The sequence below is a fragment of the Kitasatospora sp. NPDC057936 genome (assembly GCF_042887525.1).
In the GTDB taxonomy this organism is placed as follows: Bacteria; Actinomycetota; Actinomycetes; order Streptomycetales; family Streptomycetaceae; genus Kitasatospora.
On sequence record NZ_JBHVPD010000054.1, the window covers coordinates 1 to 20770 of the forward strand.

A 20770-nucleotide genomic window follows, 5' to 3' on the forward strand; every position below is an offset into this window, starting at 1 on the left:
GGTGCGGATCACGCACCGGCTGCGCGCCCTCGCGTTTGCCCCCGGTGGTGGGGCCACACAGGATCCGGCCCGGCGACGGGACATAATCACGCCATGGGCAACGACATCACCCGCACAGTGGACGGCCTGTGCGAGGCCGAGGACTCGGACGTCTCCGTACTGCGCGCCGAGGTCGAATCGCGGGTCGCCACCGGCGAGTTCGGCTGGGCCGGCGACCTCGCCGCGGAACTCGCCGCCCGCACCGCCGCGGGAGAGGACCGCAAGGGCCACTGCGCCGCGGTCCTCTACTGGACACTGAACGCCCTGGCCGCCCGCCCCGGAGCGGACAGCCTGCGCGCCCTGGTGCGCGTGCTGGACTCGCCGCACCAGAGCGTCTCCCCGCGCTACCTGGCCGCGGTCGTGGCCCACGGGCACCGCATCGAGGACATCGCCGACGTGGTGTTCGACCAGGTGCCCGAGGCCGCCCAGGCCCGCGAGTTCGCGGCCTGCCTGCTCCACGAGACGGTGCTCGTCTCCGACGCGGTCAACGGCTACCCCGCGCTGCGCGCCTTCGCCGACACCCTCGTGGCCGAGGGCCACCCCCTCGCCGTGCTGCCACTGGACCTGCTCCCCGAGGAACACGGGCTGCGGCGCCCCGCGGACGCCGCGGACGACTGGACCTGGACGGTGCCCCCCGTGTGGCCGGAGCCGGGCGACGCGCTGGAGACCACGCCGGCGATGCGGCAGCGGACGGCCGACGCCGATCCCACCGAGACCGGCGTGCCCGCGACCGTGGAGGCCATGGGCGCGGCCGTCGCCCACTGGCTCGCCCAGTCCAACGGGAAGATCGCCGCCCAGGAGTTCTGGCTCCCGGACCCGGTCACGCCCGAGGACGTCCCGGCGCTCCTCGCCCTCCTGCCGCTCACCCCCTGGCCCGCGGACGAGGCCCCGGCCAGGCTCCACCCGTCGAGCCCCGACCTCGCGCTGCGCACCCTGCTCACCGCCGCGCTGCGCGCACCGGCCTACGGCCACGGCTGCTACGGCGCCTACGGCAGGCTCGCCGCCTGGCGCTCCCTGGCCGCCCTGACCGCCGGCCCCGCCAACGCGCCGATCGCCGAGACCGCCGACCGGGTGCGGCAGACCAGCTGGTTCCGCATCGGCACCGCCTCCGCCCCCTGGTTCCACAACGTCGCCTGGGACCTCGCCCTGGCCGCCCTGCGCCCGGGCGGCCAGGAGTTCGCGGTCCTGGCCGCCACCGACACCGACTGACCGCGGCCGTCCGGCCGACGGGTGTCGCGACGTCAATAGCCCCGTGCGGCAACGCCGGGCCATCGTTGCCGACGGCCGCCCAGATCACCGTGGACATCCCCGTCACGCACGTCTCGGAGGGCCGGGAGGTGCTCGTGCCCGCCGGCCGACGGGCGATGGCCGTGTCGCCCCGGGGGCGCCGCCGGGGCCCTGGCCGGCCGCCCGGGAGCGGGCCCGGTCGGGTGACCTGTACATGATGCCGTAATCACGTTGTGACAGGGGGTACCTGGTTCGTCCCCGTCCAGGTGTGGTGGGATGTGCCCCGTTGCCGGGCGACGGGCCTGGTGGTGGGCGCTGAGGGGGCGGTGCGTGGTGAGGAGTGGATGGCTGCTCGGGCTGGACGGGGACGCGGCGCGGGTCGCGGGTCTGGGTCTGGTCCGGCTGGCGGCGGACGAGTGGGCGGGCGGGCCGGACGGGGCCGCCGAAGGGTCCACCGGGGCCGCCGCATGGCTGTGGCACGTGCGGGCGGCGTCGTTCGCGGACACGTGGCTGGCCTACGGCGAGTCGCCGGCGCCCGGGCTGCGGGTACCGGCCGGGGCGGTGCTGGAGTCGCTCGCCCGCCGGGCCGCGGAGCTGGTCCTGCGGGCCCGGCGGGACGACGGGCCCGCGGCGCTGGAGTGGCTGGGCCTGTGGTCGGCCGAGGCCCGCGAACGGGCGCACTGGGCGGACACCGCCCACCCCAGCGAGCCCGCCGCGCTCGTCCTGGTGTGGCACGGCGTCCAGGCGATCACCGCCGAGGACCCGGAGGACCGCGACGCCCACGGCCGGCACATCACCGAACGCTGCGAGGCCTACGTCCGCGAGCGGCACCGCCGCCAGGACACCCTGGCCCTGCTGCTGTCCTGCGCCCGGATCGCCGCCACCGCCCTGGTCGAACTGGGCGACGGCGACCCGGCCCGCGCCGGCCGGTGGCTGGAGGACCTCGCCGACCGCACCGTGCCCCACGACGGCCCGGCACCCCTGTGGGTCCCGGGCCGGCCGTCGCAGACCGCGGGCTGAGAGGGCGGGCGAGGGGCCCGCACACACCCCTGCGGGGCACCCGGGCAGGCCGCCGGGTCCGCCGGGGGCCGACCGGCTGAGGGGGCTCGGCAGGTGGCTGCGGCGAGGACGCCGAGGTACCGGCCAAGCCACGAGCGCACGACTGCGGAGCACGTCACACGCCCCACCACGGCCCGGCGCCGCTGTGGATCCCGGACCGGCCGTCGCAGACCGCGGGCTGACCATGGAGGGGAAGCGCCGGGGCTCCTCGGGTCGGGCCCGGGCCGCGAATCGTCCCACCGGGGCACCCGCAGCCGGCGAGACACTGCGGCGCCGACACGGGCCGGAGCCGACCCGAGCGCCCTGCCCGACCGACCGGCTGACGCGCCACGACGGGGAAGCGCCGGGGCACGCGCCATCGTGACCGCCCGAGCACCCTGCCCGGCCGATGTGCCACGGCGAGGACACGCGGGAGACCGCAGGCCGGGCCGCAGACGGCCCCGCTGGGGCACCAGCAGCCGGGCAAGGTGCCGTAGCCCGGGCCGGGGCCGGTCGACGGACCCGTGCCGCTGCCGGGTGCCCCGGCGCCCGGCCTGCCCGCAGAGGGGCCGCGGCGAGCAGAATCCGGTGCGGCGCCGGGCCGGGCCCGACCGGCGAGCCCGTGGGGACGTAACCCTTCTCACCGCACGACGGTCCCGAGCCGCCGTACCGGCCCGCTCCCCTGCGCCGGGGCGTCGGTGCGGGCCGGCGGCCGGAGGTGCACCCCCAGCCGCCGTGGCGCGGCCGAGTGCGGGCCGGAGCCACCCGCGCCGCAGGGGCGGCCGGCATCGCCGCCCCGCTCAGGCCGGCAGGCGCAGGCGGAACAGGGCGCCGCCGCCCTCGGCGGCTTCGGCGGTGAGGGTGGCGCCGTGGGCCTGGGCGATCTGGCGGGCCATGGCCAGGCCCAGGCCGGAGCCGGGGAGGGCGCGGGCGGCGGAGGCGCGGTAGAAGCGGTCGAAGACGTACGGGAGGTCCTCGGGGGCGATGCCGGGGCCGTGGTCGCGGACGGTGAGCTCCAGCCGGGTGAGGCGGACTTCGACGGTGCCGCCGGGCGGGCTGAACTTGGCCGCGTTGTCGAGCAGGTTGGAGAGCAGCCGGGCGAGGCGGGCCGGGACGCCCGCGACGGTGCGTTCGGCCGCGGAGGCGTCGAGGGCATCCCGGGCGTCCAGGGTGTCCAGGGTGTCCAGGGTGAAGGCGACGGCCGGCCAGTGGCCGCGGGCGGTGTCGACGCAGTGTTCGACGAGCGGGGCGAGGGCGACCTGTTCGAGCAGCGGCTGGGGTTCCTCGTCGCGGGCGAGTTCGATGAGGTCGTTGACCATGCCGGTCACCTCGCGCAGCTGGCGGCGCAGCGCGGCTGCCGCCCGCTCTCGCTGGCTGTCCGTCAGGCGGTCGGCACGGGAGAGGAGTTCGGCGTTGGTGCGCAGCGCGGTGAGCGGGGTGCGCAGTTCGTGGGAGGCGTCGGCGACGAGGCGGCGCTGGGCGGCGACGGACTGTTCGAGTTCGCCGAGCATGGTGTTGAAGCTGTCGGCGAGTCTGGTCAGTTCGTCCTCGCGGCGTCCGGGTGGCAGGTCGATGCGCAGGCCGGCGTCGCGGGTGGCGGCGATGCGTTCGGCGGTGCGGGTGAGGCGGGTGACGGGGGCGAGGGAGGTGCGGGCGACGGTGAGGCCGAGGAGGGCGGCGAGCAGGACGCCGCCCGCGGCGACGGCGGCCATCAGGGCGCCGGCCTGCCGGACGCCTTCCTCGACGCTGTCGGAGCGCAGGGCGACCTGGACGGCTTGGCGGGTGCCGGGTGGTGCCGCGGTCATCGGAGTGGTGAGCATGCGGGCGGGGTGGCCGCCGATGGTGATGTCGGTGAAGTAGCCGGGGCGTTGGCGGGCGGCGACCTGGCGGGTGGCCGGGGTGACGGGCAGCAGGTAGGGCTCGTTCGCCGTCTTGGTGGGGTCGGCGGGGACGATCTGGGCGCAGGCGGGGGCGGCGAGGTAGTTGCATTCGCCGTAGACGACCTGGGGGCCTTGGTCGCGGTGCTGCTGCTGGACGAGGGTGGCCTGTTGGGTGAGGTGCTGGTCGAGCTGGTGGTTGAGTTCGTAGCGGACGACGCTGAACGCGGCGGCGCTGATGCCGAGGGCGACGACGGCGACGGCGGCGGTGCAGGCGAGTGCGAGCCGGGTGCGCAGTGGGCGCCGGCGTCGCCAGCGGGCGTGTGCCGCCCTCATGTCGCCCGGTCCGGGGTGTCGGGGGTGCCGAGGCGGTAGCCGACGCCGTGCACGGTGTGCACCAGGCGTGGTTCGCCGCCGGCCTCCAGTTTGCGGCGCAGGTAACCGACGTACACGGCGAGGGAGTTGGAGTCGGGGCCGAAGTCGGCTCCCCACACCCGTTCCATGATCACCTCGCGTGGGAGGACCTGGCCGGGGTGGCGCAGCAGGACGTCGAGGAGGGCGAATTCGGTGCGGGAGAACTCCACCGGGCGGCCGGCCCGGGTGCCGGTGCGGGTGTGCGGGTCGACCTCCAGGTCGGCGAAGCGCAGGCCGGGTTCCTCGTCGGGGGCGGTGGCGCTGCGGCGCAGCAGGGCGCGCAGGCGGGCGGCGAGTTCGTCGAGGGCGAAGGGTTTGACGAGGTAGTCGTCGGCGCCGGCGTCGAGGCCGTCGACGCGTTCGCTGACGGAGTCGCGGGCGGTGAGCACGAGGATGGGGATGCGGTCGCCGAGGGCGCGCAGGCGGCGGCAGACGGCGAGGCCGTCGAGGACGGGCATGAGGAGGTCGAGGACCATGGCGTCGGGTTGCCAGGAGGCGACCTCGGTGAGGGCGGCGAGGCCGTCGGCGGCGCCGCGCACCTGGTAGCCCTCGATGGCGAGGCCGTCCTCGACGGCGGCGCGCACCTCGGGGTCGTCGTCCACGACCAGCACTCTTTGCCCGTTGGCTTGCCCGTTGATCATGTGGGTCAGCCTCTCAAATGCTCTCTGAGAAGTCTCTTAGACGGCCTGAGCAGGCTCGTCGGCATGTGGACGACGACAGAACACGAGACCGCCGAGGAGCTCCCGCCGCTGTCGGTGGTGATCGGGGCGGGCGGCACGGGTGGGCACATCTATCCGGGGCTGGCGCTGGCGGAGGCGCTGCGGCGGGCCGATCCGCGGGCGGTGATCTCCTTCGTGGGCACCGAGCGCGGTCTGGAGACGACGCTGATCCCGCAGGCGGGCCACCGGTTGCACACGGTCGACATGATCCCGTTCGACGCCTCGCTGGGCCCGCGCCGCTACCTGTTGCCGGCGGCGCTGCTGCGCTCGGGCCGGCGGTGCCGGGAGATCCTGCGGGAGCAGGGTGCGCAGGTGGCGATGGGGATGGGCGGGTATCCGAGTGCGCCGGTGATCGTGGGCGCGCGGATGGCGGGGCTGCCGAGCGTGGTGCACGAGTCGAACGCGGTGCCCGGGCGGGCCAACCGGTTCGCCGCCCGGCTCACCCCGCACGTGGCGCTCGCCTTCGACCGCACGCGGGAGCACCTGCCGGCCGGGCGGGAGGTGCAGACGGTCGGGATGCCGCTGGTGGGGGCGGTGGCCCGGCTGGAGCGGGCGGCGCTGCGGGCCGAGGCGCGGCGGCACTTCGGCGTGCCGGAGGGCGCGGGGCTGCTGGTGCTCAACGGCGGCAGTCTGGGGGCGGCGCGGCTGACCGCGGCGGCCGTCGAGCTGGCCGGGCGCTGGCGTCACCGCACCGACCGGCGGCTGCTGGTCAAGACCGGTCCGGCCGCGCTCCCCGAGGTGCGGGCGGCGCTGGCGGGCAACCCGGTGGCGCACGCGGTCGCCTACCTGGACCGGATGGACCTGGCGTACGCGGCGGCCGACCTCATGGTGTGCCGGGCCGGCGCGGCGACGGTCGCCGAGTTGTCGAGCGTGCGGATGCCGGCCGTCCTGGTGCCCTATCCGCACGCGCCGCACGACCACCAGACGCACAACGCGCGGGTGCTCTCGGACGCGGGCGCCGGTCTGCTGCTGGCGGACGGGGAGTGCACCGGCGAGCGTCTGGCGGAGCTGGTGGATCCGTTGCTCGCGGATCCGCGGCGGCTCGCGGCGATGGCGGCGGCGGCCGATCCGGGCGATCACGCGGTCGCCGCGGACCTGCTCGCGGCGAAGGTGCTGCGCGTCATCGGGCGGGCGCCGGCGCCCGCCTCTGCCCCGTACGGGCTCTGAAACACCCGAACCGACTTCTGGAGGACAGTCATGACCAACCTCAACGACACCGTGCAGCAGGACTGGAGCGGGCGGACCGTCCTGGTCACCGGCGCCGAGGGCTTCATCGGCAGCACCCTGGTCGACCTGCTGGTCGAGCGCGGCGCCCGGGTGCGGGCCCTGGTGCACTACAAGCCGTACGCCGAGCGCGGCTACCTCGCCCGCTACCTGGCCGGCCCCGACGGCGCGGTGGAGATGGTCGCGGGCGACGTGCGGGACGCCAACCGGGTCCTGGACGCGGTCGCCGGCTGCGACACGGTCTTCCACCTCGCGGCGCTGATCGGCATCCCGTACAGCTACCAGGCCCCCGAGGCGTACGTGCAGACCAACGTGGTCGGCACGCAGAACGTCGCCGCGGCCTGCCTGCGCCACGGCGCCCGCCTGGTGCACACCTCCACCAGCGAGGTGTACGGGACGGCGATCACCGCGCCGATCGACGAGCGGCACCCGCTGCAGCCGCAGTCCCCGTACTCGGCCTCGAAGATCGGCGCGGACATGATGGCGCTGTCCTACTGGCACGCCTTCGAGCTGCCGGTCGCGGTGGTGCGCCCGTTCAACACCTACGGCCCGCGCCAGTCGGCGCGTGCGGTGATCCCCACCGTGCTGGCCCAGCTCCACTCCGGCGCGCGGGAGATCAGGCTCGGCTCGACCACCCCGACCCGCGACTTCACCTACGCGACCGACACCGCCGAGGGCTTCCTGGCCGTCGCCCGCGCCGACCGCGCGCTGGGCGAGGTCGTCAACCTCGGCACCGGCAGCGAGGTGTCGATCGGCGACCTGGCCAAGGCGCTGATCGTCGCCTCCGGCCGGGACGCCGAGATCGTCGTCGACCCGAGCCGGCTGCGCCCGGGCGGCAGCGAGGTCGAGCGGCTGCTGTCCGACAACCGCAAGGCGCGCGAACTGGCGGGCTGGGAGCCGCTGGTGGGCCTGGACGAGGGGCTGCGCCGCACGTCGGAGTGGGTCGGCGAACACCTGCACCTGCTCGCGCCGGAGCGCTACCAGGTCTGACCGGGGCCGCGGGTGATGTGGTGACGGATCGTCAGGTCCGTCACCACACGGGAGCTTTCAGTGGGTGGCCCCCTCCGGGACGCGCAGATCGGCGGAGGTGGTGGCCGCGGCGGTGAGCAGGGCGCGCAGCGCGTGGGCGACGGCGTCGGCCGGCAGGGAGGGCTGGGCGCGGTCGAGGACCTGCTCGGGCAGGGCGGGTATGTGGACGAACCCGCCGCGCACGCCGGGGCGTTCGGTGGCGAGCAGGTGCATCAGGGCGTAGAAGACGTGGTTGCAGACGAACGTCCCGGCGGTGTGCGAGAGGGAGGCGGGCAGGCCCGCCGCCCGCACGGCGGCCACGCAGGCCTTGACCGGCAGCGTCGCGAAGTAGGCGGCGGGGCCGCCGGGGACGACGGGCGCGTCGACGGGCCGGGCGCCCGCGTTGTCGGGGATGCGGGCGTCGTCGACGTTGACGGCGACGCGCTCGACGGTGACGTCCGGGCGGCCCGCCGCCTGGCCCAGGCAGACCACCAGGTCCGGGGCGCACTCCCGCACCGCGGCGCGCAGTTCCTCGGCCGCCCGCCCGAAGACGCAGCTCAGGCGGACGGCGGTGACCAGCAGCCCCTCGGGCGGGTTTTCGGTGACGAGGCGGGCGACCTCCCAGGACGGGTTGACGTCGGCGCCGTCGAACGGTTCGAAGCCGGTGAGCAGGACCCTGGTCATGGGCGGGCCTTTCCGAGAAGGGATCAGGTCAGAACGCGAAGAGCGACATGATGGCGATGTTGCACACCAGCAGCGCGCCCGCGGTGGGGATCTGGGCCTTGATCGGCCCGTACTGGTCCTTGAGTTCGAGCAGCGCCGCCGGGACGAGGTTGAAGTTGGCCGCCATCGGGGTCACGAGCGTGCCGCAGAAGCCGGCCAGCATGCCCACGGCCAGGACGACGCCCGGGTGGCCGTGCAGCTGGGTGATGAGGATCGGCCAGCCGATCGCGGCGGTCATCACCGGGAAGGCGGCGAACGCGTTGCCCATGATGATCGTGAACAGGGCCATGCCCAGGCAGTAGAGCGCCACCGCCGCGTACTTGCTGCCGTCCGGCAGGAAGTGGGTGGTGATCCTGCCGACCTGGGCGCCGACGCCGGCGGCCTGGAAGATCGAGCCCAGCACGGCCAGGAGCTGGGGCAGCAGCAGCGACCAGCCCATCGCCTCCAGCAGCCCGCGCCCGGAGTGCAGGGCGACGACGGGGTTGCGCTCGCGGGTGAGCAGCAGGGCGATGCCGAGCGCGACGAGGGAGCCGATGCCGAGGCCGAGGAGCGTCTCGCTGCCGGTCTGGAGCAGTGGACTCCCGCCCAGGTGCACGCCCTTGAGGAGCGTGCCGCAGGCGAGTGCGACCAGTGGCAGGGCGAGGGCGGGGACGAACAGCTTGCTGCCCAGGCGCGCGGCGGAGGCGGCGCGCTGCTCGGGGGCGGCGACCGTGGAGGTGCCGCGGCCGGTGAGGCCGAAACCGGCCAGGCAGATCATCGCCAGGACGGCGGCGCCCAGCGGGGCCGCGGGCGCGCTCTTGTCGGCGACCCGGCTGCCGTAGACGAAGCTCGCGCCGAGCAGGCCCCAGAAGGCGGCGCTGCCGTGGCGCTTGGGGTTGGTGCGGTCCACCGCCATCTGCGCGGCCATCGCGAGGAAGACGGCCCCGACCAGCCAGTACAGCCACTCGACCTTGATCACTTCGTCTTCTCCTCGACGCGGGTGGCGGCTGCTTCGTCGGCCGCGGGAGCGCCCTGGACGTCCCGGGCGAGGGTGGCGTCCAGGCGCAGCAGGCGGGCGCCGTGGACGAGGGTGGCGCAGACCGCGGTGGGGATGGCCCACAGGGCGAGCTGCACCGGTTCCAGGTCGGTGTGGTAGGTCGCGTTGACGAAGCCGGTGATCAGGAGGATCGAGCCGACGGCGAGGAAGCAGTCCTCGCCGAAGAACAGGCCGACGGTGTCGGCGCTGGCGGCGAAGGAGCGCAGGCGTTCGCGGGCCCGTTCGGTCAGGGTGCCGTGGCGGCGCTCGGCGGCGGCCTCGGCCATCGGCGCGATCATCGGGCGCACGGCCTGGGCGGGTCCGCCGAGGCCGGTGAGGCCGAGGGCGGCGGCGAGCTGGCGCACCACCAGGTAGACGGCGAGCAGGCGTCCGGCGCTGACCCTGGCGAGCTTGTTCATCAGGGTGCGGGCCTGCTCCTGCAGGCCGTGGCGCTCCAGGAGGCCGATCACGGGCAGGGTGACGGCGAAGAGGGTCACCGAGCGGCTGGAGGCGAAGCCCGTGCCGAAGGCCTCCAGGACCTTCATCGGGCTCATCCCGCCCAGGAGTCCGGTGACGACGCCGGCGGCGCCGACGACGAGGAGCGGATTTCGCCGGGTGGCGAACCCGGCCACCACGACGAGGATGCCGATCAGAACGATCATGTTCCTGACCGCCTTTCAGAGGGGCCTCCGCCCCTGTGGGTGGCCGTCTGGGGCGCCGCGGGCGGAGGAGGTCCCGGCTGGGTGGGCCGCGACCGTTCGGGGGTTGCCGAGAGGCTAGGGGATTGTGGAACAATCCGACAAGAGTTCAGGAGGTGGAACGTGACCGGGGTTTTCGACGCACTCGCGGCCGACCGGAGCCGGATCGAACGCGCCAGCGCCGCCCAGCGGGTGGCCGACGTGCTGCGCGACCACATCACCGAGGGCCGGCTCGCCCCCGGCACCCGACTGTCGGAGGAGGCCCTCGGCGACGCGCTCGCCGTCTCGCGCAACACGCTGCGCGAGGCGTTCCGGCTGCTGGCCGACCAGCGGCTGGTCGTACACGAGCTGAACCGCGGCGTGTTCGTCCGGATCCTCAACCCGGCCGACGTCGCCGACATCTACACGCTGCGCCTGGCCCTGGAGACGGCCGGCGTGCGCGCCCTGCACAGCGCCGCGCCCGAGCGCCTGGCCGCGGTGCGGGCCGCGCTCGCCCGGGCCGAGGGCGCCGAGGCGCTCGGCGACTGGGTCACCGTCGGCACCGCCGACCTGCACTTCCACCTGGCCGTCGCCGGGCTCGCCGGCAGCGAGCGGATCGACGAGTGCATGGCCCGCCTGGTCGCCGAGCTGCGCCTGGCCTTCGCCGCCGTCCCCTCGGCGCGCGAGCTGCACGCGCCGTTCCTGCGGCGCAACCAGACGCTCACCGGGCTGCTGGAGTCGGGCGAGATCGACGACGCCGAGGTCGAGCTGACCCGGTACCTGAACGACGCGCGCGCGGTGATCATCCGGGCGATGACGGGGGGCGTGAGGTGACGCCGCCGCCCGATCCGACGGTGATCGACCTCAACGCCGGGCGTTCGACGGTGATCGACCTCAACGCCGGGCGTTCGACGGTGATCGACCTCAACGCCGGGCGTTCGACGGTGATCGACCTCAACGCCGACCTCGGCGAGGGCTTCGGGCGCTGGACCCTCACCGACGACGAGGCGCTGCTGTCGGTGGTCACCAGCGCCAACGTCGCCTGCGGCTTCCACGCCGGGGACCCGTCCACCATGCGGCGGGTGTGCGCGCTGGCCGCCGAGCGGGGCGTGCGGATCGGCGCGCAGGTCTCCTACCGGGACCTCGCCGGCTTCGGGCGCCGCGCGATGGACGTGCCGCCGGACGAACTGGCGGACGAAGTCGCCTACCAGATCGGGGCGTTGCAGGTGTTCGCGCAGGCGGCCGGGGCGCGTGTCGCGTACGTCAAACCGCACGGCGCGCTGTACAACCGGACGGTGCACGACGAGGAGCAGGCGCAGGCGGTGGTCCGGGGCGTGCACCTGGCCGCGCCGGGCCTTCCCGTCCTCGGGCTACCCGGTTCGCGACTGCACGAGGCCGCCGGGCGGGCCGAACTTCCGGTGGTCGCCGAGGCGTTCGCCGACCGCGCCTACACCCCGCACGGCACGCTCGTCCCGCGCCGCGAACCCGGCGCCGTCGTGCACGAGGCGGACGCCGTCGTCCGCCGCTCGGTCGCCATCGCCCGCGACGGCGAGGTCACCGCGCGCACCGGCGAACGCGTCCGGCTGCGGGCCCGCTCCCTGTGCGTGCACGGCGACACCCCCGGCGCCGCGGACCTCGCCCGCCGGGTCCGAACGGCCCTGCGGGCGGCCGGAGTCCGAGTGGAGGCGTTCGCGTGAGCACACGAGTCCTGCGGGTCGGCCAGGACGCGCTGCTGGTCGAGCTCGACGGCGCCGAGGAGACCGCCGCCTTCCACGCCGAACTCCAGCGCCGGCGCGCCGCGTCCGTGCTCCCGCCCGTCGCCGAGGTCGTGCCCGCCGAACGGACCGTCCTGCTCGACGGCGTCGCCGACCCCGACGCCCTGGCCGCCGAACTCACCGGCTGGCACGTGCCGCCGCTGCGGGCGACGTCCGACGAGACGGTGACCGTCCCGGTGCGCTACGACGGCGCGGACCTCGCCGAGGTCGCCGCGCTGTGGGGCGTCGCCGAGGACGAGGTCGCGCGCATCCACTCCGCGACCGAGTTCCGCGTCGCCTTCAGCGGCTTCGCCCCCGGCTTCGGCTACCTCACCGGCCTGCCCGAGCGCTACCGGGTACCGCGCCGGGCCGTCCCGCGCCCCGCCGTCCCGGCCGGCTCGATCGCCCTCGCCGGACCGTACACCGGCGCCTACCCGCGTCCCTCCCCCGGCGGCTGGCAGCTGATCGGGCACACCGACGCCGTGCTGTGGGACCCCTCCCGCGAGCGCGCCGCCCTGTTCAGCCCGGGCACCCGGGTCCGCTTCGTCATCGAGGACGCGTGATCAAGGAAGCATGACCGTAACCGTTGTGAGCACCGGCCTGCTGACGACCGTCCAGGACCTCGGCCGCCCCGGCCACGCACACCTGGGCGTGCCCCGCTCCGGCGCCCTCGACCAGCCGGCCCACCGCCTCGCCAACCGCCTGGTCGGCAACCCCGCCACGGCCGCCACGCTGGAGACGACCGTGCTCGGCTGCGCGGTGCGCGCCCGGCGCGCCGTGACGGTGGCCGTCACCGGCGCGCCGTGCGCCGTCCGCGTCGACGGACGGCCCGCCGCGTGGGCCGCGCCGGTGCGGGTGCCCGCCGGGGCGCTGCTGGAGGTCGGCGCGGCCACGTCCGGCGTGCGCAGCTACGTGGCGTTCGCGGGCGGACTGGCCGTCACCCCCGTGCTCGGCAGCCGCTCGACCGACCTGCTGTCGGGGCTGGGCCCCGCGCCCCTGGCCGTCGGGGACGAGCTGGCGCTCGGCACGCCGTGCGGCCCGGCGGCCGGGGCGGACGTGGTCGCCTCCCCCGCCGCGCCCGACCCGCTGCTCCTGCCGGTGCTGATCGGCCCGCGCGACGACTGGTTCACCGAGCGCTCCCTGGCCGTCCTCACCGGTTCCGGCTACCGCGTCTCCCCCACCAGCAACCGGATCGGCCTGCGCGTGGACGGCCCGCCGCTGGAGCGCGCCCGTGAAGGCGAACTCCCCAGCGAGGGCATGGTCCTGGGCGCCGTCCAGGTCCCGCCGGACGGCCGCCCCGTGGTCTTCCTCGCCGACCACCCCACCACCGGCGGCTACCCCGTCATCGGCGTCGTCCCCGCCACCGCCCTACCCGCCGCCGCCCAGGCCGCCCCGGGCACCCCGGTCCGCTTCACAACGGTACGACGCCGGCGGTGAGTTCGGCGGTGAGCCCGCCGCCCCGCATGCCCAGCAGCTCCGCAAGGGCCACCACCGAACCCGTTCAGTCGTCGTGGTACCGGACGCGGCCGTAGCGCTCCACGAACGCGCGGAAGTCCGAGGGGAGCTGGACGCCGAGCCGCTCGACGGCCCGCTCCCAGCGCACCTCGACGGGCGGGCGGCCCGGGTCGCCCATGAGGTCGCCGAGGCGGCCGAGGGCATCGGCCGGGCCCTGGCCGCTCACGGGGCGCTGCCGGCGGGGGCGCCGTGGATGGCGGTCCACGTCGTGGTGAACAACTCGTGCAGTGGGAGCGGGGGTTGGATGCGGGGGAACGGGGCGTGGATTTCGTTGCCCCACAGGGGGCGGACGGTGTGGGTGGCGAGCTTCGGGGTTTCCAGGGGGAGGTGGGGGGACTTGAGGTCGGTCCACTCGCCGGGGAGGAAGAGGGTGCGGCCGGCGCGGGGGCGTTTGGCTTCGGTGACGGTGCCGGTGGCGAGGAGTTCGGTGCGGGCGGCGGTGTGCTGTTTGACCGTCCAGGCGTTCCAGCGGCGGATATTGCGGTCGGTGGGGGCGGCCAGCGTGGCGAGCTGGAGGTAGAGGGCGGCCGCGTCGGGGCCGACGTCGAGGTGGCGGGCGGCGTGGGCGACGAGGTCGGGGCAGGAGTGCCGCGGGTCGGCTTCGTAGGCGCCCGCCGGGACGGGGGTGGTGCGGGCCCGGTGCATCATGCGCTCCAGGCCGCCGCCGGGCAGGTAGGGCATGAGGACGTTCAACTCGGCTGCCAGTTCCGGGATTTCTCGTACGGTCCGGCGGGCCTGCGGGTCGCTGAGCGCGGCCGGGCGCAGGAAGGCCTGGCCGCTGGGCGCGCCGACGACGAGCGGGCCGAAGTCGTAGGCGACGGGCAGGGGGGCGTCGGTGTCCTTGCGGCGGCCTTCGGCCACCGGCAGGCGCTCGGGGCCGAAGCGGCGCGCCAGGCCTTCGGGGGTGTCCTTGACCGCGGCCCGGCCCATCGCCAACAGCAGCTCCGGGCGGTCGAGTTCGGCACGCAGGCGCTCGTACAGGTGGAACGCGCCGGCCACCGCCGGATCGCCGACCGGGCGGTCCGTCCACGCCCACACCAGGGCGCTCGCGGCCTGCCGCAGGTCGAGGCCCACCGGGGTGCCGTAGGGCAGGGCGGGGCCGCCCGGCGGGACGGCCCGCACCTCCACGCCGCTCCCGTACGGGGCGGCCGCGAGCTCCCAGCCGGCCGCCTCCACCGCCGTGTCGGCAGCGGCCGTGTAGCCGCCGGCCAGGCGGCGGGCCCAGACCTCGGAGAGTCCCAGGTCGCTCTCCAGCGCGTCGGCGGCCTCGTCGTCGACGGCGGGCAGGGCGCCGAGGCGCTCGCACCACGCGGCGGCCATCCGCTCCGCGGCCGCCTCGACGCCGCCGGGGCGCCACAGGTCGGCCGGGTCCTCGGGCAGGGCCGCGGCCAGGACGGCCCGGCGGCCCTCGTCGCCCAGGCGCCAGCACAGCTCGCCGTAGGTGTCGGCGGTCATCGGGGTGGCCTTGTACGGGGCTTTGGTGACGAGGGCGCGATGGTCGTCCCGGCCGGGGCGGGCGGGCAGGCCGGCGAGCACCAGACGCGCCAGCGGCCGCCGCACTCCGGCGAGTTCGGCGAAGCGCGCGACCGCCGCCTCGGACAGCGCGAGCGGCCCTGCCGTCTCGACGGCGGCGACGAGGGCGCGCAGGCGGGCGGCGTCGTCGCGGTCGATGCGCACGAGCCGGGCGGTGGGGACGGGCTGCGCGAGCGCCGAGTCCGCGCCGGTGACGAACCAGTGCTGCGACGTCCCCTGCGCCCGTACGCGCGCCGACGCCACCGCGAGGCCGTCCGCGCGCAGGCGGGCCAGGGTCGCGGTGTCCGTGCGCCCCGTCCGCCAGTGGCTGCCCGCGCGGGCGAACGGCTGGTCGGCCCAGGTGTCCAACAGGGCCAGCAGGGCTGCGCGTTCGGCCCCGGGCGTGGGGGCGATCACGGCCCGCCAGGCGGCGGCGTCGATCGCGCCCAGCAGCTGCGGCCACTCGTGCGGGGGCGCGGGCGGCGAGAGGCGGCGGACCTCCTCGCCGATGGCGCCCGCGAGGTGGGCGCCGTCGGCGGCGAGCGCGCCCAGGGTGGCGGGCAGGGGTGTGGGCGGGCCGTCGGCCCGCCCGGGGCCCTCCGGGAGCAGCCCGAACAGGGCGGGCATCAGCTCGGTGTCGGGCGCGGAGCGGCGCGGCAGGACGGGCGGGGTCTCGGCGAGGATCGCGACCCGCCGGTGCAGGGCCAGGCGGCGCTCCTCCACCCGGGCGGCCCGCAGGGTGACCGCGGCGACCGCCTCGACCAGCACCGGGTCGGTGACGGCGGGCAGTTCGCGGGCGACGGCGGCGGGCAGTTCGCGGGCGACGGCGGCGCGCAGCGCGCCGGGGCCGTCGAGGGCGGCGGCGAGCAGGGCGTCGGCGGCGGGGCGGGTGACGGCGCGCAGGGCGCGGGAGGCGGCCCGGTCGCGGGTGCGCAGCAGGTACCAGTAGGCGGGCGGCAGGGCGCTGCCGCCGCAGACGGTGACGGCGCGGGTGGGGGTGCCGCGGGAGCGGCGGGGCGTGTCGTGGCCGTCCTGTTCCCACAGCAGGGTGCCGTCGGGGGTGTAGGCGCGGACGCCGGTGCGGGTCTGGGACTCGGCGAGGACGACGTCCTCGGCGGCGCCTTCCGGGGGTGCCCACAGGCCCCAGGGGGTCTGGCCGGGGCGGTCGATGTCGAAGCGGGCGGTGCGGCCGTCGACGCTTTCGAGGAGGAAGTGGTCGGGGGCGTGGTCGCGGTGGCGGGTGCGGTACAGGACGCGGGTGCCGACGAGTCCGTCGCGGCTGCCGAGCGGGGAGGTGGTGAGGGTGTCGGGCAGCGGGGCGAGCTGGAGGTCCTCGTGGGAGACGGTCATGCCGGTTTCGGCGGGCCGGGCGGGGTCGGCGGGGCGGCCGGGGAAGGCGGGCAGGGGCGTCTCGTCGCGGGGTTCGCCGGTGGCGGGGTCGACGGGGCGCCAGGGGCGGTCGCCGAAGACGGCGTTGGTCCAGATCCGCGTGCCGTCGCCGAGCTGGAGTTCGTCGCCGTCGATGCCGTGGGTGTCGCCGGGGCGCAGCACGTGTCCGCCGCTGTGGCGTCCGGTGCCGTCGGCGGTCTCGAACTGGAAGCCGTAGGCGCCGTCCAGGCTTCCGCCGTAGGGGACGAGGCCGCGGACTTCGCCGGGGGTGAAGGGGGTGTCGGGGTGGTCGGCCCAGACGGCGGTGTCGCAGTGGTAGGGGCTGGGCTTGAGGGTCCAGCTGATGAGGAAGGAGCCGCCGGCGTAGTGGGCGGCGAAGAGGGTGGCGTCGTCGGGGACGGTGAAGCGGCAGGTGGCGCGGATGCCGTCGGGGTCGACGGCGACGGCGCGTTCGCGGTTGAAGACGGTCAGGACGGGCCAGGTGCAGGTGATGCCCTCGATGCCGGTCGGGCCGTCGGCCCCGTCCGCTTGCGCCTCGAATTCGGCGCGGACCGACTCCAGGGCGGGCCAGGCCAGTTCCTCCGGCAGTCCGGCGGCCAGGGAGCGCCGCAGGGCGCCGGCGGTACCGGCCTCGGCGAGGGCGTCGGTGAGGCCGGCGAGGGCGGTGACGGTGGGGCGGTCGAGGACGGTCTCCAGTTCGGTGACGGCTTCCTCGGCTCCGGCCATGCCGCCGTCGGCGACGGTGTCGAGGAGGCGGGCGACGCGGGCGGCGACCTCCTGGGCGATGCCCTCGTTGCCCGGCAGCAGGGTGATCGCGGTGCCGGCGCGGCGGCGGGCGGACCCGTGGTGCGGGAGCAGGCCGGCGTGGACGGTGCCTTCCAGGCGGGGGCCGAAGACGGGGTCGGCGGCGAGGGCGGCGAGGTCGCGGCGGGAGTCCTCGCCCCAGAAGCGCAGGCGCGTCTCGGGGCCGGGGTCGGTGACGGGCACCCGGGCGGCGAGGCAGGCGTCGAGGAGGTCGGCGTCCAGGCCCTGCCAGTGGTAGCGGGTGGTGTGGAGCGTCACGGCGCTGCCGCCGGCCCGCAGGCGGGGCCCGAACCGACCGACCGTGTCGAGGAGTTCGGAGGGGAGCTGCTGGCGGGCGACGCCGCCGCCGGACTGGCGCGCGTACTGGTACATGTGGGCGAAGTGCCCGAGCCAGCGGTGCAGGCCGCCTTCCGGGACGACCCGGCCCTCGGCCATCGCCCGCTCCGCGCCGCAGGCGATCAGCAGCCGCAGCCAGGCGCCGCCGTCGGTGGTGCCGGACGGGAAGAGCTCCACGAGGGCGGCGAGGTGCGCGCCGGTGGGCGGATGGGCGTTCAGGAGCGGCGCGGCGTCGTTGAGCAGGGCGGCCGGGAGGGCCTTGTCCCGTGCGGTGGCGAGGATCGCGCCGGCCATCCGGGCGGCCTCGCCGTCGCCGTGTCCGGCGGCCTTGGCGGAGGCGCGGGCGCGGCGGACCAGGTCGGCGGGCAGCTCGGCGGGCGAGGCGGCCCAGGCGGTGAGCAACTCGTCGAGGGCGGTGTGGGCGGCGGACGGGTCCAGCGTTTCGGCGAGGAAGCGCTGGTGGGCGGCGAGTTCCTTGGCGGGCAGGGCGCCGCACCGGGCGAACAGCAGGGCGTTGGCCCGCCGGTAGCCGGGGTCGACGGGCAAGCCGTGGGCGGACTCGGCCGCGCGGGCGGCGACGTAGGCGCGGGCGGCGGCGCGGATGCCGTTGCGCAGCAGGTGGTGGCCGACGGTGTCCCAGAACCACGGCAGGTGTGCGGGCGGCAGCCGCCGGGCCCGGCGTGCCATCAGGTCGACGAATCCGCCGGGCTTCTCCCAGTACCGGTTGAACTGGCCGTTCATCTCCTCGACCGCCTCGCGCGTGGCAGCGGCCGCGCCGGGGTCGTGGGCGGCGGCCCAGTCGGCGTACGTGGTCGAGGCGTATGCGTCGGCGGTGGTGGCGGGCAGGAGGGATTCCAGCGGGGCGATCATGCTCCGGATCGTCGCACGGGCCTGTGACAGGGCCCGCGAGGGGGCAGGGCACAATGGGGCCGGTGACCGTCTTCGCCTGTGTGACCTGCGACAACCCGCTGACCGGCGCGCTCCGCGAGGCCCGGCCGGCCGCCGATGGCGGGCAGCGGGCGGCCCGGCACCGGATCGGCAGGCCGCGGATGGCGCGGGGCACGTTCTCGGCCGGGCGGGACGGGGCGGTGTTCGTCGTGCACCCCGACGACGTGCCGGGCACCCGCCGGCACCCCGACAGCGGGCGGCGCAACGGGTGTTGCGGTCCCGACGGCCTGGACGGGCCGAACCTCGTCTGTGCGGGCTGCGGCGCGGAGGTCGCGACCAAGGAGGCGGACTGCTGGACGCCGAACCTGGTGGCGCTGATCGCCTCAGCCGTCCGCATCCTGCCCGAAGCCGCGGGCGGCGAGCGGTAGTTCGGGCAGCGGCCAGTCACGGTCCGGTGCCCAGGCGGGCCCGAAGGACACGCCCTGGACTCGTGGCGCCGGGGCGGAAGGGTTCGGGCCGGCGGCCCGTCACCGGGCGGGCCGGGCCTGGCAGGCGGGCTGGTGCCAGGTCGTGCGTACGGGGGTGCCGTCGGGCAGGCGGTGCTCGGTGTGCCAGGTCCGGCAGCAGGCCGGGCGCTGGTAGGGGCGGCGGCGGGGGCGCGGGGACGCGGTGTGGATGGTCATGCCCGGCGTTCTGCCACCGCCGGGCGCCGCCCAACCCCTCGGCACCCGAAAGGGCGACTGGTGGTTTGCCCGGGGTCCGGGTCAGCCGGCGACGGTGGGGGCCTGCGTGTCCGCCGCGTCGGCGGCGAGTCTGCGTTCGTCGGCCCGCAGGTTCTCGGCCTGTTCGCGCAGGCGCCGCCCGGCCCAGCCGTAGGACGCGCGGGCGTCGGGGGTGGTCATCCGGGGGCCGATGGTCTCGGCCAGTTCCCGCGCGGTGTCGAGCAGGTCGGCGAGTGCGCCGAGCAGGGCCGCCTCGTCCGGCCGGGGGACGTCGGCGCGGCGCGTGCGGGCGCGGGGCAGGGCGTTCTCCCTGATCTGCGTCCTGGCCTCGCCCACGGCCCTGGCCATCGCCGCTATGTCGGGGTCCATCCCGGCCTCCTGCCGTCCGTGCGGGCGTTGATGTCCCGCTATGCCTCCCCCGGCGGCCGGGGCGTCAACCAGGGGCGCGGACGGAAGCACGCGGCCGGGGGCACGGTGCGGGCGCGGGTCGCGGCGGCGGCCAGGAGGGCGGGGAGGGGGCCGGGGAAGGGGCGCATCAGGGTGTCGACCTCGCGCCACAGGCCCAGTGCCGGCGGGTGGGCGGCGAGGTGTTCGGCGAGGTGGGCGAGGGCTGCGGTGTGCAGGGCGGCGCGGCCGCCGCCGGGTTCCCGGGCGCCGGCGTGGAAGGCGGAGGCCTGGCCGGCGTGGCAGGCGACGGCGTAGGCCGGACGGGCGTGGTCGACGGCCTGCCGGGCGGTGATCCGGCCGAGTTCGATCGCGGACCACACGTGGTGGATGTCCAGGCCGTCCTTGCCGATCGGGGTGGCGGCCAGGACGGCGAGCGGGTCCGCAGCGTCGAGGGGGCCGAGGACGGGCGGGCGGCGGTGGTACGCGGACGGCGGCGGTCCGTCCGCGCGGGGTGGGGGAACGGCGGGCACGGGAGCTGCGGGCACGGGGGCGGGCCCGGGAACGGGCCCGGGAACGGGCAGGTGTCGCGGGGCGGGGCGGCCGGTGAGCAGGACGCGGGCGACGTCGGGCGGGCAGTCGGGGCGTCGGGCGAGCAGCCGCGCCGCCAGGCGCGGCAGGCGGCGGGACAGGCCGGCCGACGCGACCAGCGCCCAGTCCACCCGGTAGGGCTCGGCGAGGATCGCCCGGCCGCGGGGGGCGTCGGGCGCGGCTCGGATCCCGCGCAGGCGGCGCAGCAGGGCGCCGGTGCCGGTGAGGCGGTCCTCGGCGCTGGTGAGGAAGGGTTCGGGGTCGGGTTGGGCGCAGGCTTCGGCGATCCGGCGGGTCGCCTCGTCCAGGTCGGCGCCGGGCGGCAGGGCGGCCAGGACCTGCCGGACCCGGCCGGGGCCGCCGGCCAGGCGTACGGTGCGCCAGGCGTCGGCCCAGACGGTGGGCGGGATCGGGTCGCCCCAGCGGTAGGTGCGGCGGTCGGTCAGGGCGGCGGCGGCGAGGTCGGGGTCGCGGGAGGTCAGGGCGGCGCGGTGGTGCTCCGGGCGGTAGCCCCTGCCGGCAACGACGACGGCGGGGCGGCGCAGCCGCAGCCGGCATTCGACCGGGTAGGTCAGGGACGGATTGTCGGCCAGGCGCGCGTCGATGCCGGCGTCGTCGAGGTCGGCCAGGCGTTGCTGGGCCTGCGGGTTGCGGACGGTGCGGGCCAGGGCGCGGCGCACGGCCGGGGTGGCGTCGGTGACGGCGCTGTCGGTCACGGTGGGCGGGTGGTCGTGGCCGAGGAAGAAGAAGTCGGGGTCGGCGTCGACGAGTTCGGCGAGCGCGGCGGCCCGGTGGGCACGGGGCAGCAGCGCCACCAGGCAGCCGACGTCGAAGCGCCGGGCCAGCGCCTCGACATTCCGGGTGTATTCGTCCGCCGCGTCGACTGCCATGGCAGCGGACCGTAACAGGCGCCT

19 protein-coding genes are annotated in these 20770 nt (G+C 76.4%); 9 read left to right on the forward strand and 10 right to left on the reverse strand.

The genetic code is table 11. From position 1 onward, the window contains the following. Positions 1-93: 93 nt before the first annotated feature. Positions 94-1248, forward strand: coding sequence for a DUF6183 family protein (locus ACFVU9_RS25905; protein WP_387597199.1), 1155 nt, complete (start codon positions 94-96; stop codon positions 1246-1248). A 348-nt stretch (positions 1249-1596) separates the two neighbouring features. Further along, positions 1597-2286 carry a hypothetical protein gene (locus tag ACFVU9_RS25910; protein ID WP_387597201.1) on the forward strand — a complete coding sequence of 230 codons (690 nt, stop codon included), beginning with the start codon at positions 1597-1599 and terminating at the stop codon, positions 2284-2286. 818 nt (positions 2287-3104) lie between these two features. Here ACFVU9_RS25910 and ACFVU9_RS25915 read toward each other — a convergent pair. Together ACFVU9_RS25915 and ACFVU9_RS25920 are read right to left on the reverse strand one after the other, a co-directional pair. Then, on the reverse strand, positions 3105-4517 hold the full coding sequence (locus ACFVU9_RS25915; protein ID WP_387597204.1) for an ATP-binding protein: 1413 nt from the start codon (positions 4515-4517) through the stop codon (positions 3105-3107). Next, positions 4514-5236, reverse strand: coding sequence for a response regulator transcription factor (locus ACFVU9_RS25920; RefSeq protein WP_380502432.1), 723 nt, complete (start codon positions 5234-5236; stop codon positions 4514-4516). The genes ACFVU9_RS25915 and ACFVU9_RS25920 overlap by 4 nt, the downstream gene beginning before the upstream one ends. Before the next feature lie 63 nt (positions 5237-5299). On the opposite strand from ACFVU9_RS25920, the gene ACFVU9_RS25925 reads away from it, so the two are divergent. Both ACFVU9_RS25925 and ACFVU9_RS25930 read left to right on the forward strand, forming a co-directional pair. Beyond that, positions 5300-6481 carry a glycosyltransferase gene (locus ACFVU9_RS25925; RefSeq protein ID WP_387597208.1) on the forward strand — a complete coding sequence of 394 codons (1182 nt, stop codon included), beginning with the start codon at positions 5300-5302 and terminating at the stop codon, positions 6479-6481. 30 nt (positions 6482-6511) lie between these two features. Further along, positions 6512-7528, forward strand: coding sequence for an SDR family NAD(P)-dependent oxidoreductase (locus ACFVU9_RS25930; protein ID WP_380502426.1), 1017 nt, complete (start codon positions 6512-6514; stop codon positions 7526-7528). Positions 7529-7585: 57 nt separating this feature from the next. Here ACFVU9_RS25930 and pcp read toward each other — a convergent pair whose 3' ends face one another. From pcp to ACFVU9_RS25945, 3 genes are read right to left on the reverse strand one after another with little or no spacing between them, the layout of a single operon-like run. Continuing rightward, entirely contained in the window at positions 7586-8230 is a 645-nt protein-coding gene (gene pcp / locus ACFVU9_RS25935; RefSeq protein ID WP_380443364.1) for a pyroglutamyl-peptidase I, read from the reverse strand. A 28-nt stretch (positions 8231-8258) separates the two neighbouring features. Continuing rightward, positions 8259-9227 (reverse strand): DUF979 domain-containing protein, encoded by a 969-nt coding sequence (locus ACFVU9_RS25940; RefSeq protein WP_387597212.1) that lies wholly within the window; start codon positions 9225-9227, stop codon positions 8259-8261. After that, on the reverse strand, positions 9224-9946 hold the full coding sequence (locus ACFVU9_RS25945) for a DUF969 domain-containing protein (protein ID WP_380443360.1): 723 nt from the start codon (positions 9944-9946) through the stop codon (positions 9224-9226). The genes ACFVU9_RS25940 and ACFVU9_RS25945 overlap by 4 nt, the downstream gene beginning before the upstream one ends. 159 nt (positions 9947-10105) lie before the next feature. Between ACFVU9_RS25945 and ACFVU9_RS25950 the strand changes: the two genes are divergently transcribed. The 4 genes from ACFVU9_RS25950 to ACFVU9_RS25965 all read left to right on the forward strand — a co-directional run bounded on the left by ACFVU9_RS25950 (position 10106) and on the right by ACFVU9_RS25965 (position 13152). Next, positions 10106-10795, forward strand: coding sequence for a GntR family transcriptional regulator (locus ACFVU9_RS25950; protein WP_380443358.1), 690 nt, complete (start codon positions 10106-10108; stop codon positions 10793-10795). Between the two features lie 83 nt (positions 10796-10878). Then, the gene (locus ACFVU9_RS25955; RefSeq protein ID WP_387597305.1) at positions 10879-11658 is read left to right on the forward strand and encodes a LamB/YcsF family protein; all 780 of its coding nucleotides are present in this window, start codon (positions 10879-10881) and stop codon (positions 11656-11658) included. Further along, complete coding sequence (locus ACFVU9_RS25960; RefSeq protein WP_380443354.1) at positions 11655-12278, forward strand: allophanate hydrolase subunit 1; 624 nt, start codon at positions 11655-11657, stop codon at positions 12276-12278. Before ACFVU9_RS25955 ends, ACFVU9_RS25960 begins: the two co-directional genes overlap by 4 nt. A gap of 10 nt (positions 12279-12288) precedes the next feature. Next, the gene (locus tag ACFVU9_RS25965; RefSeq protein WP_387597215.1) at positions 12289-13152 is read left to right on the forward strand and encodes a biotin-dependent carboxyltransferase family protein; all 864 of its coding nucleotides are present in this window, start codon (positions 12289-12291) and stop codon (positions 13150-13152) included. Between the two features lie 64 nt (positions 13153-13216). Here ACFVU9_RS25965 and ACFVU9_RS25970 read toward each other — a convergent pair whose 3' ends face one another. Both ACFVU9_RS25970 and ACFVU9_RS25975 read right to left on the reverse strand, forming a co-directional pair. After that, a complete protein-coding gene (locus ACFVU9_RS25970) occupies positions 13217-13396 on the reverse strand; it encodes a hypothetical protein (RefSeq protein WP_387597218.1) in 180 nt (59 codons plus the stop codon). Continuing rightward, a complete protein-coding gene (locus ACFVU9_RS25975; RefSeq protein WP_387597220.1) occupies positions 13393-18141 on the reverse strand; it encodes a hypothetical protein in 4749 nt (1582 codons plus the stop codon). The genes ACFVU9_RS25970 and ACFVU9_RS25975 overlap by 4 nt, the downstream gene beginning before the upstream one ends. Positions 18142-18203: 62 nt before the next feature. Between ACFVU9_RS25975 and ACFVU9_RS25980 the strand changes: the two genes are divergently transcribed. Continuing rightward, on the forward strand, positions 18204-18587 hold the full coding sequence (locus tag ACFVU9_RS25980) for a hypothetical protein (RefSeq protein WP_380443350.1): 384 nt from the start codon (positions 18204-18206) through the stop codon (positions 18585-18587). A 99-nt stretch (positions 18588-18686) separates the two neighbouring features. Here ACFVU9_RS25980 and ACFVU9_RS25985 read toward each other — a convergent pair whose 3' ends face one another. The 3 genes from ACFVU9_RS25985 to ACFVU9_RS25995 all read right to left on the reverse strand — a co-directional run bounded on the left by ACFVU9_RS25985 (position 18687) and on the right by ACFVU9_RS25995 (position 20746). Further along, positions 18687-18842 carry a hypothetical protein gene (locus ACFVU9_RS25985; protein WP_380443348.1) on the reverse strand — a complete coding sequence of 52 codons (156 nt, stop codon included), beginning with the start codon at positions 18840-18842 and terminating at the stop codon, positions 18687-18689. An 81-nt stretch (positions 18843-18923) separates the two neighbouring features. After that, positions 18924-19250: a hypothetical protein gene (locus tag ACFVU9_RS25990; protein WP_387597224.1), complete on the reverse strand. Its 327-nt coding sequence runs from the start codon at positions 19248-19250 to the stop codon at positions 18924-18926. Positions 19251-19288: 38 nt separating this feature from the next. Continuing rightward, positions 19289-20746 (reverse strand): hypothetical protein, encoded by a 1458-nt coding sequence (locus tag ACFVU9_RS25995; protein WP_387597227.1) that lies wholly within the window; start codon positions 20744-20746, stop codon positions 19289-19291. Positions 20747-20770: the final 24 nt, after the last annotated feature.

Bases quoted from the DNA above. Each gene is read 5' to 3' on its own strand.
- ACFVU9_RS25905 (WP_387597199.1), top strand. From the start codon at position 94: ATGGGCAACGACATCACCCGCACAGTGGACGGCCTGTGCGAGGCCGAG.
- ACFVU9_RS25915 (WP_387597204.1), bottom strand. From the start codon at position 4,517: ATGAGGGCGGCACACGCCCGCTGGCGACGCCGGCGCCCACTGCGCACC.
- ACFVU9_RS25920 (WP_380502432.1), bottom strand. From the start codon at position 5,236: ATGATCAACGGGCAAGCCAACGGGCAAAGAGTGCTGGTCGTGGACGAC.
- ACFVU9_RS25925 (WP_387597208.1), top strand. From the start codon at position 5,300: ATGTGGACGACGACAGAACACGAGACCGCCGAGGAGCTCCCGCCGCTG.
- ACFVU9_RS25930 (WP_380502426.1), top strand. From the start codon at position 6,512: ATGACCAACCTCAACGACACCGTGCAGCAGGACTGGAGCGGGCGGACC.
- pcp (WP_380443364.1), bottom strand. From the start codon at position 8,230: ATGACCAGGGTCCTGCTCACCGGCTTCGAACCGTTCGACGGCGCCGAC.
- ACFVU9_RS25945 (WP_380443360.1), bottom strand. From the start codon at position 9,946: ATGATCGTTCTGATCGGCATCCTCGTCGTGGTGGCCGGGTTCGCCACC.
- ACFVU9_RS25965 (WP_387597215.1), top strand. From the start codon at position 12,289: ATGACCGTAACCGTTGTGAGCACCGGCCTGCTGACGACCGTCCAGGAC.
- ACFVU9_RS25975 (WP_387597220.1), bottom strand. From the start codon at position 18,141: ATGATCGCCCCGCTGGAATCCCTCCTGCCCGCCACCACCGCCGACGCA.
- ACFVU9_RS25985 (WP_380443348.1), bottom strand. From the start codon at position 18,842: ATGACCATCCACACCGCGTCCCCGCGCCCCCGCCGCCGCCCCTACCAG.
- ACFVU9_RS25990 (WP_387597224.1), bottom strand. From the start codon at position 19,250: ATGGACCCCGACATAGCGGCGATGGCCAGGGCCGTGGGCGAGGCCAGG.
- ACFVU9_RS25995 (WP_387597227.1), bottom strand. From the start codon at position 20,746: ATGGCAGTCGACGCGGCGGACGAATACACCCGGAATGTCGAGGCGCTG.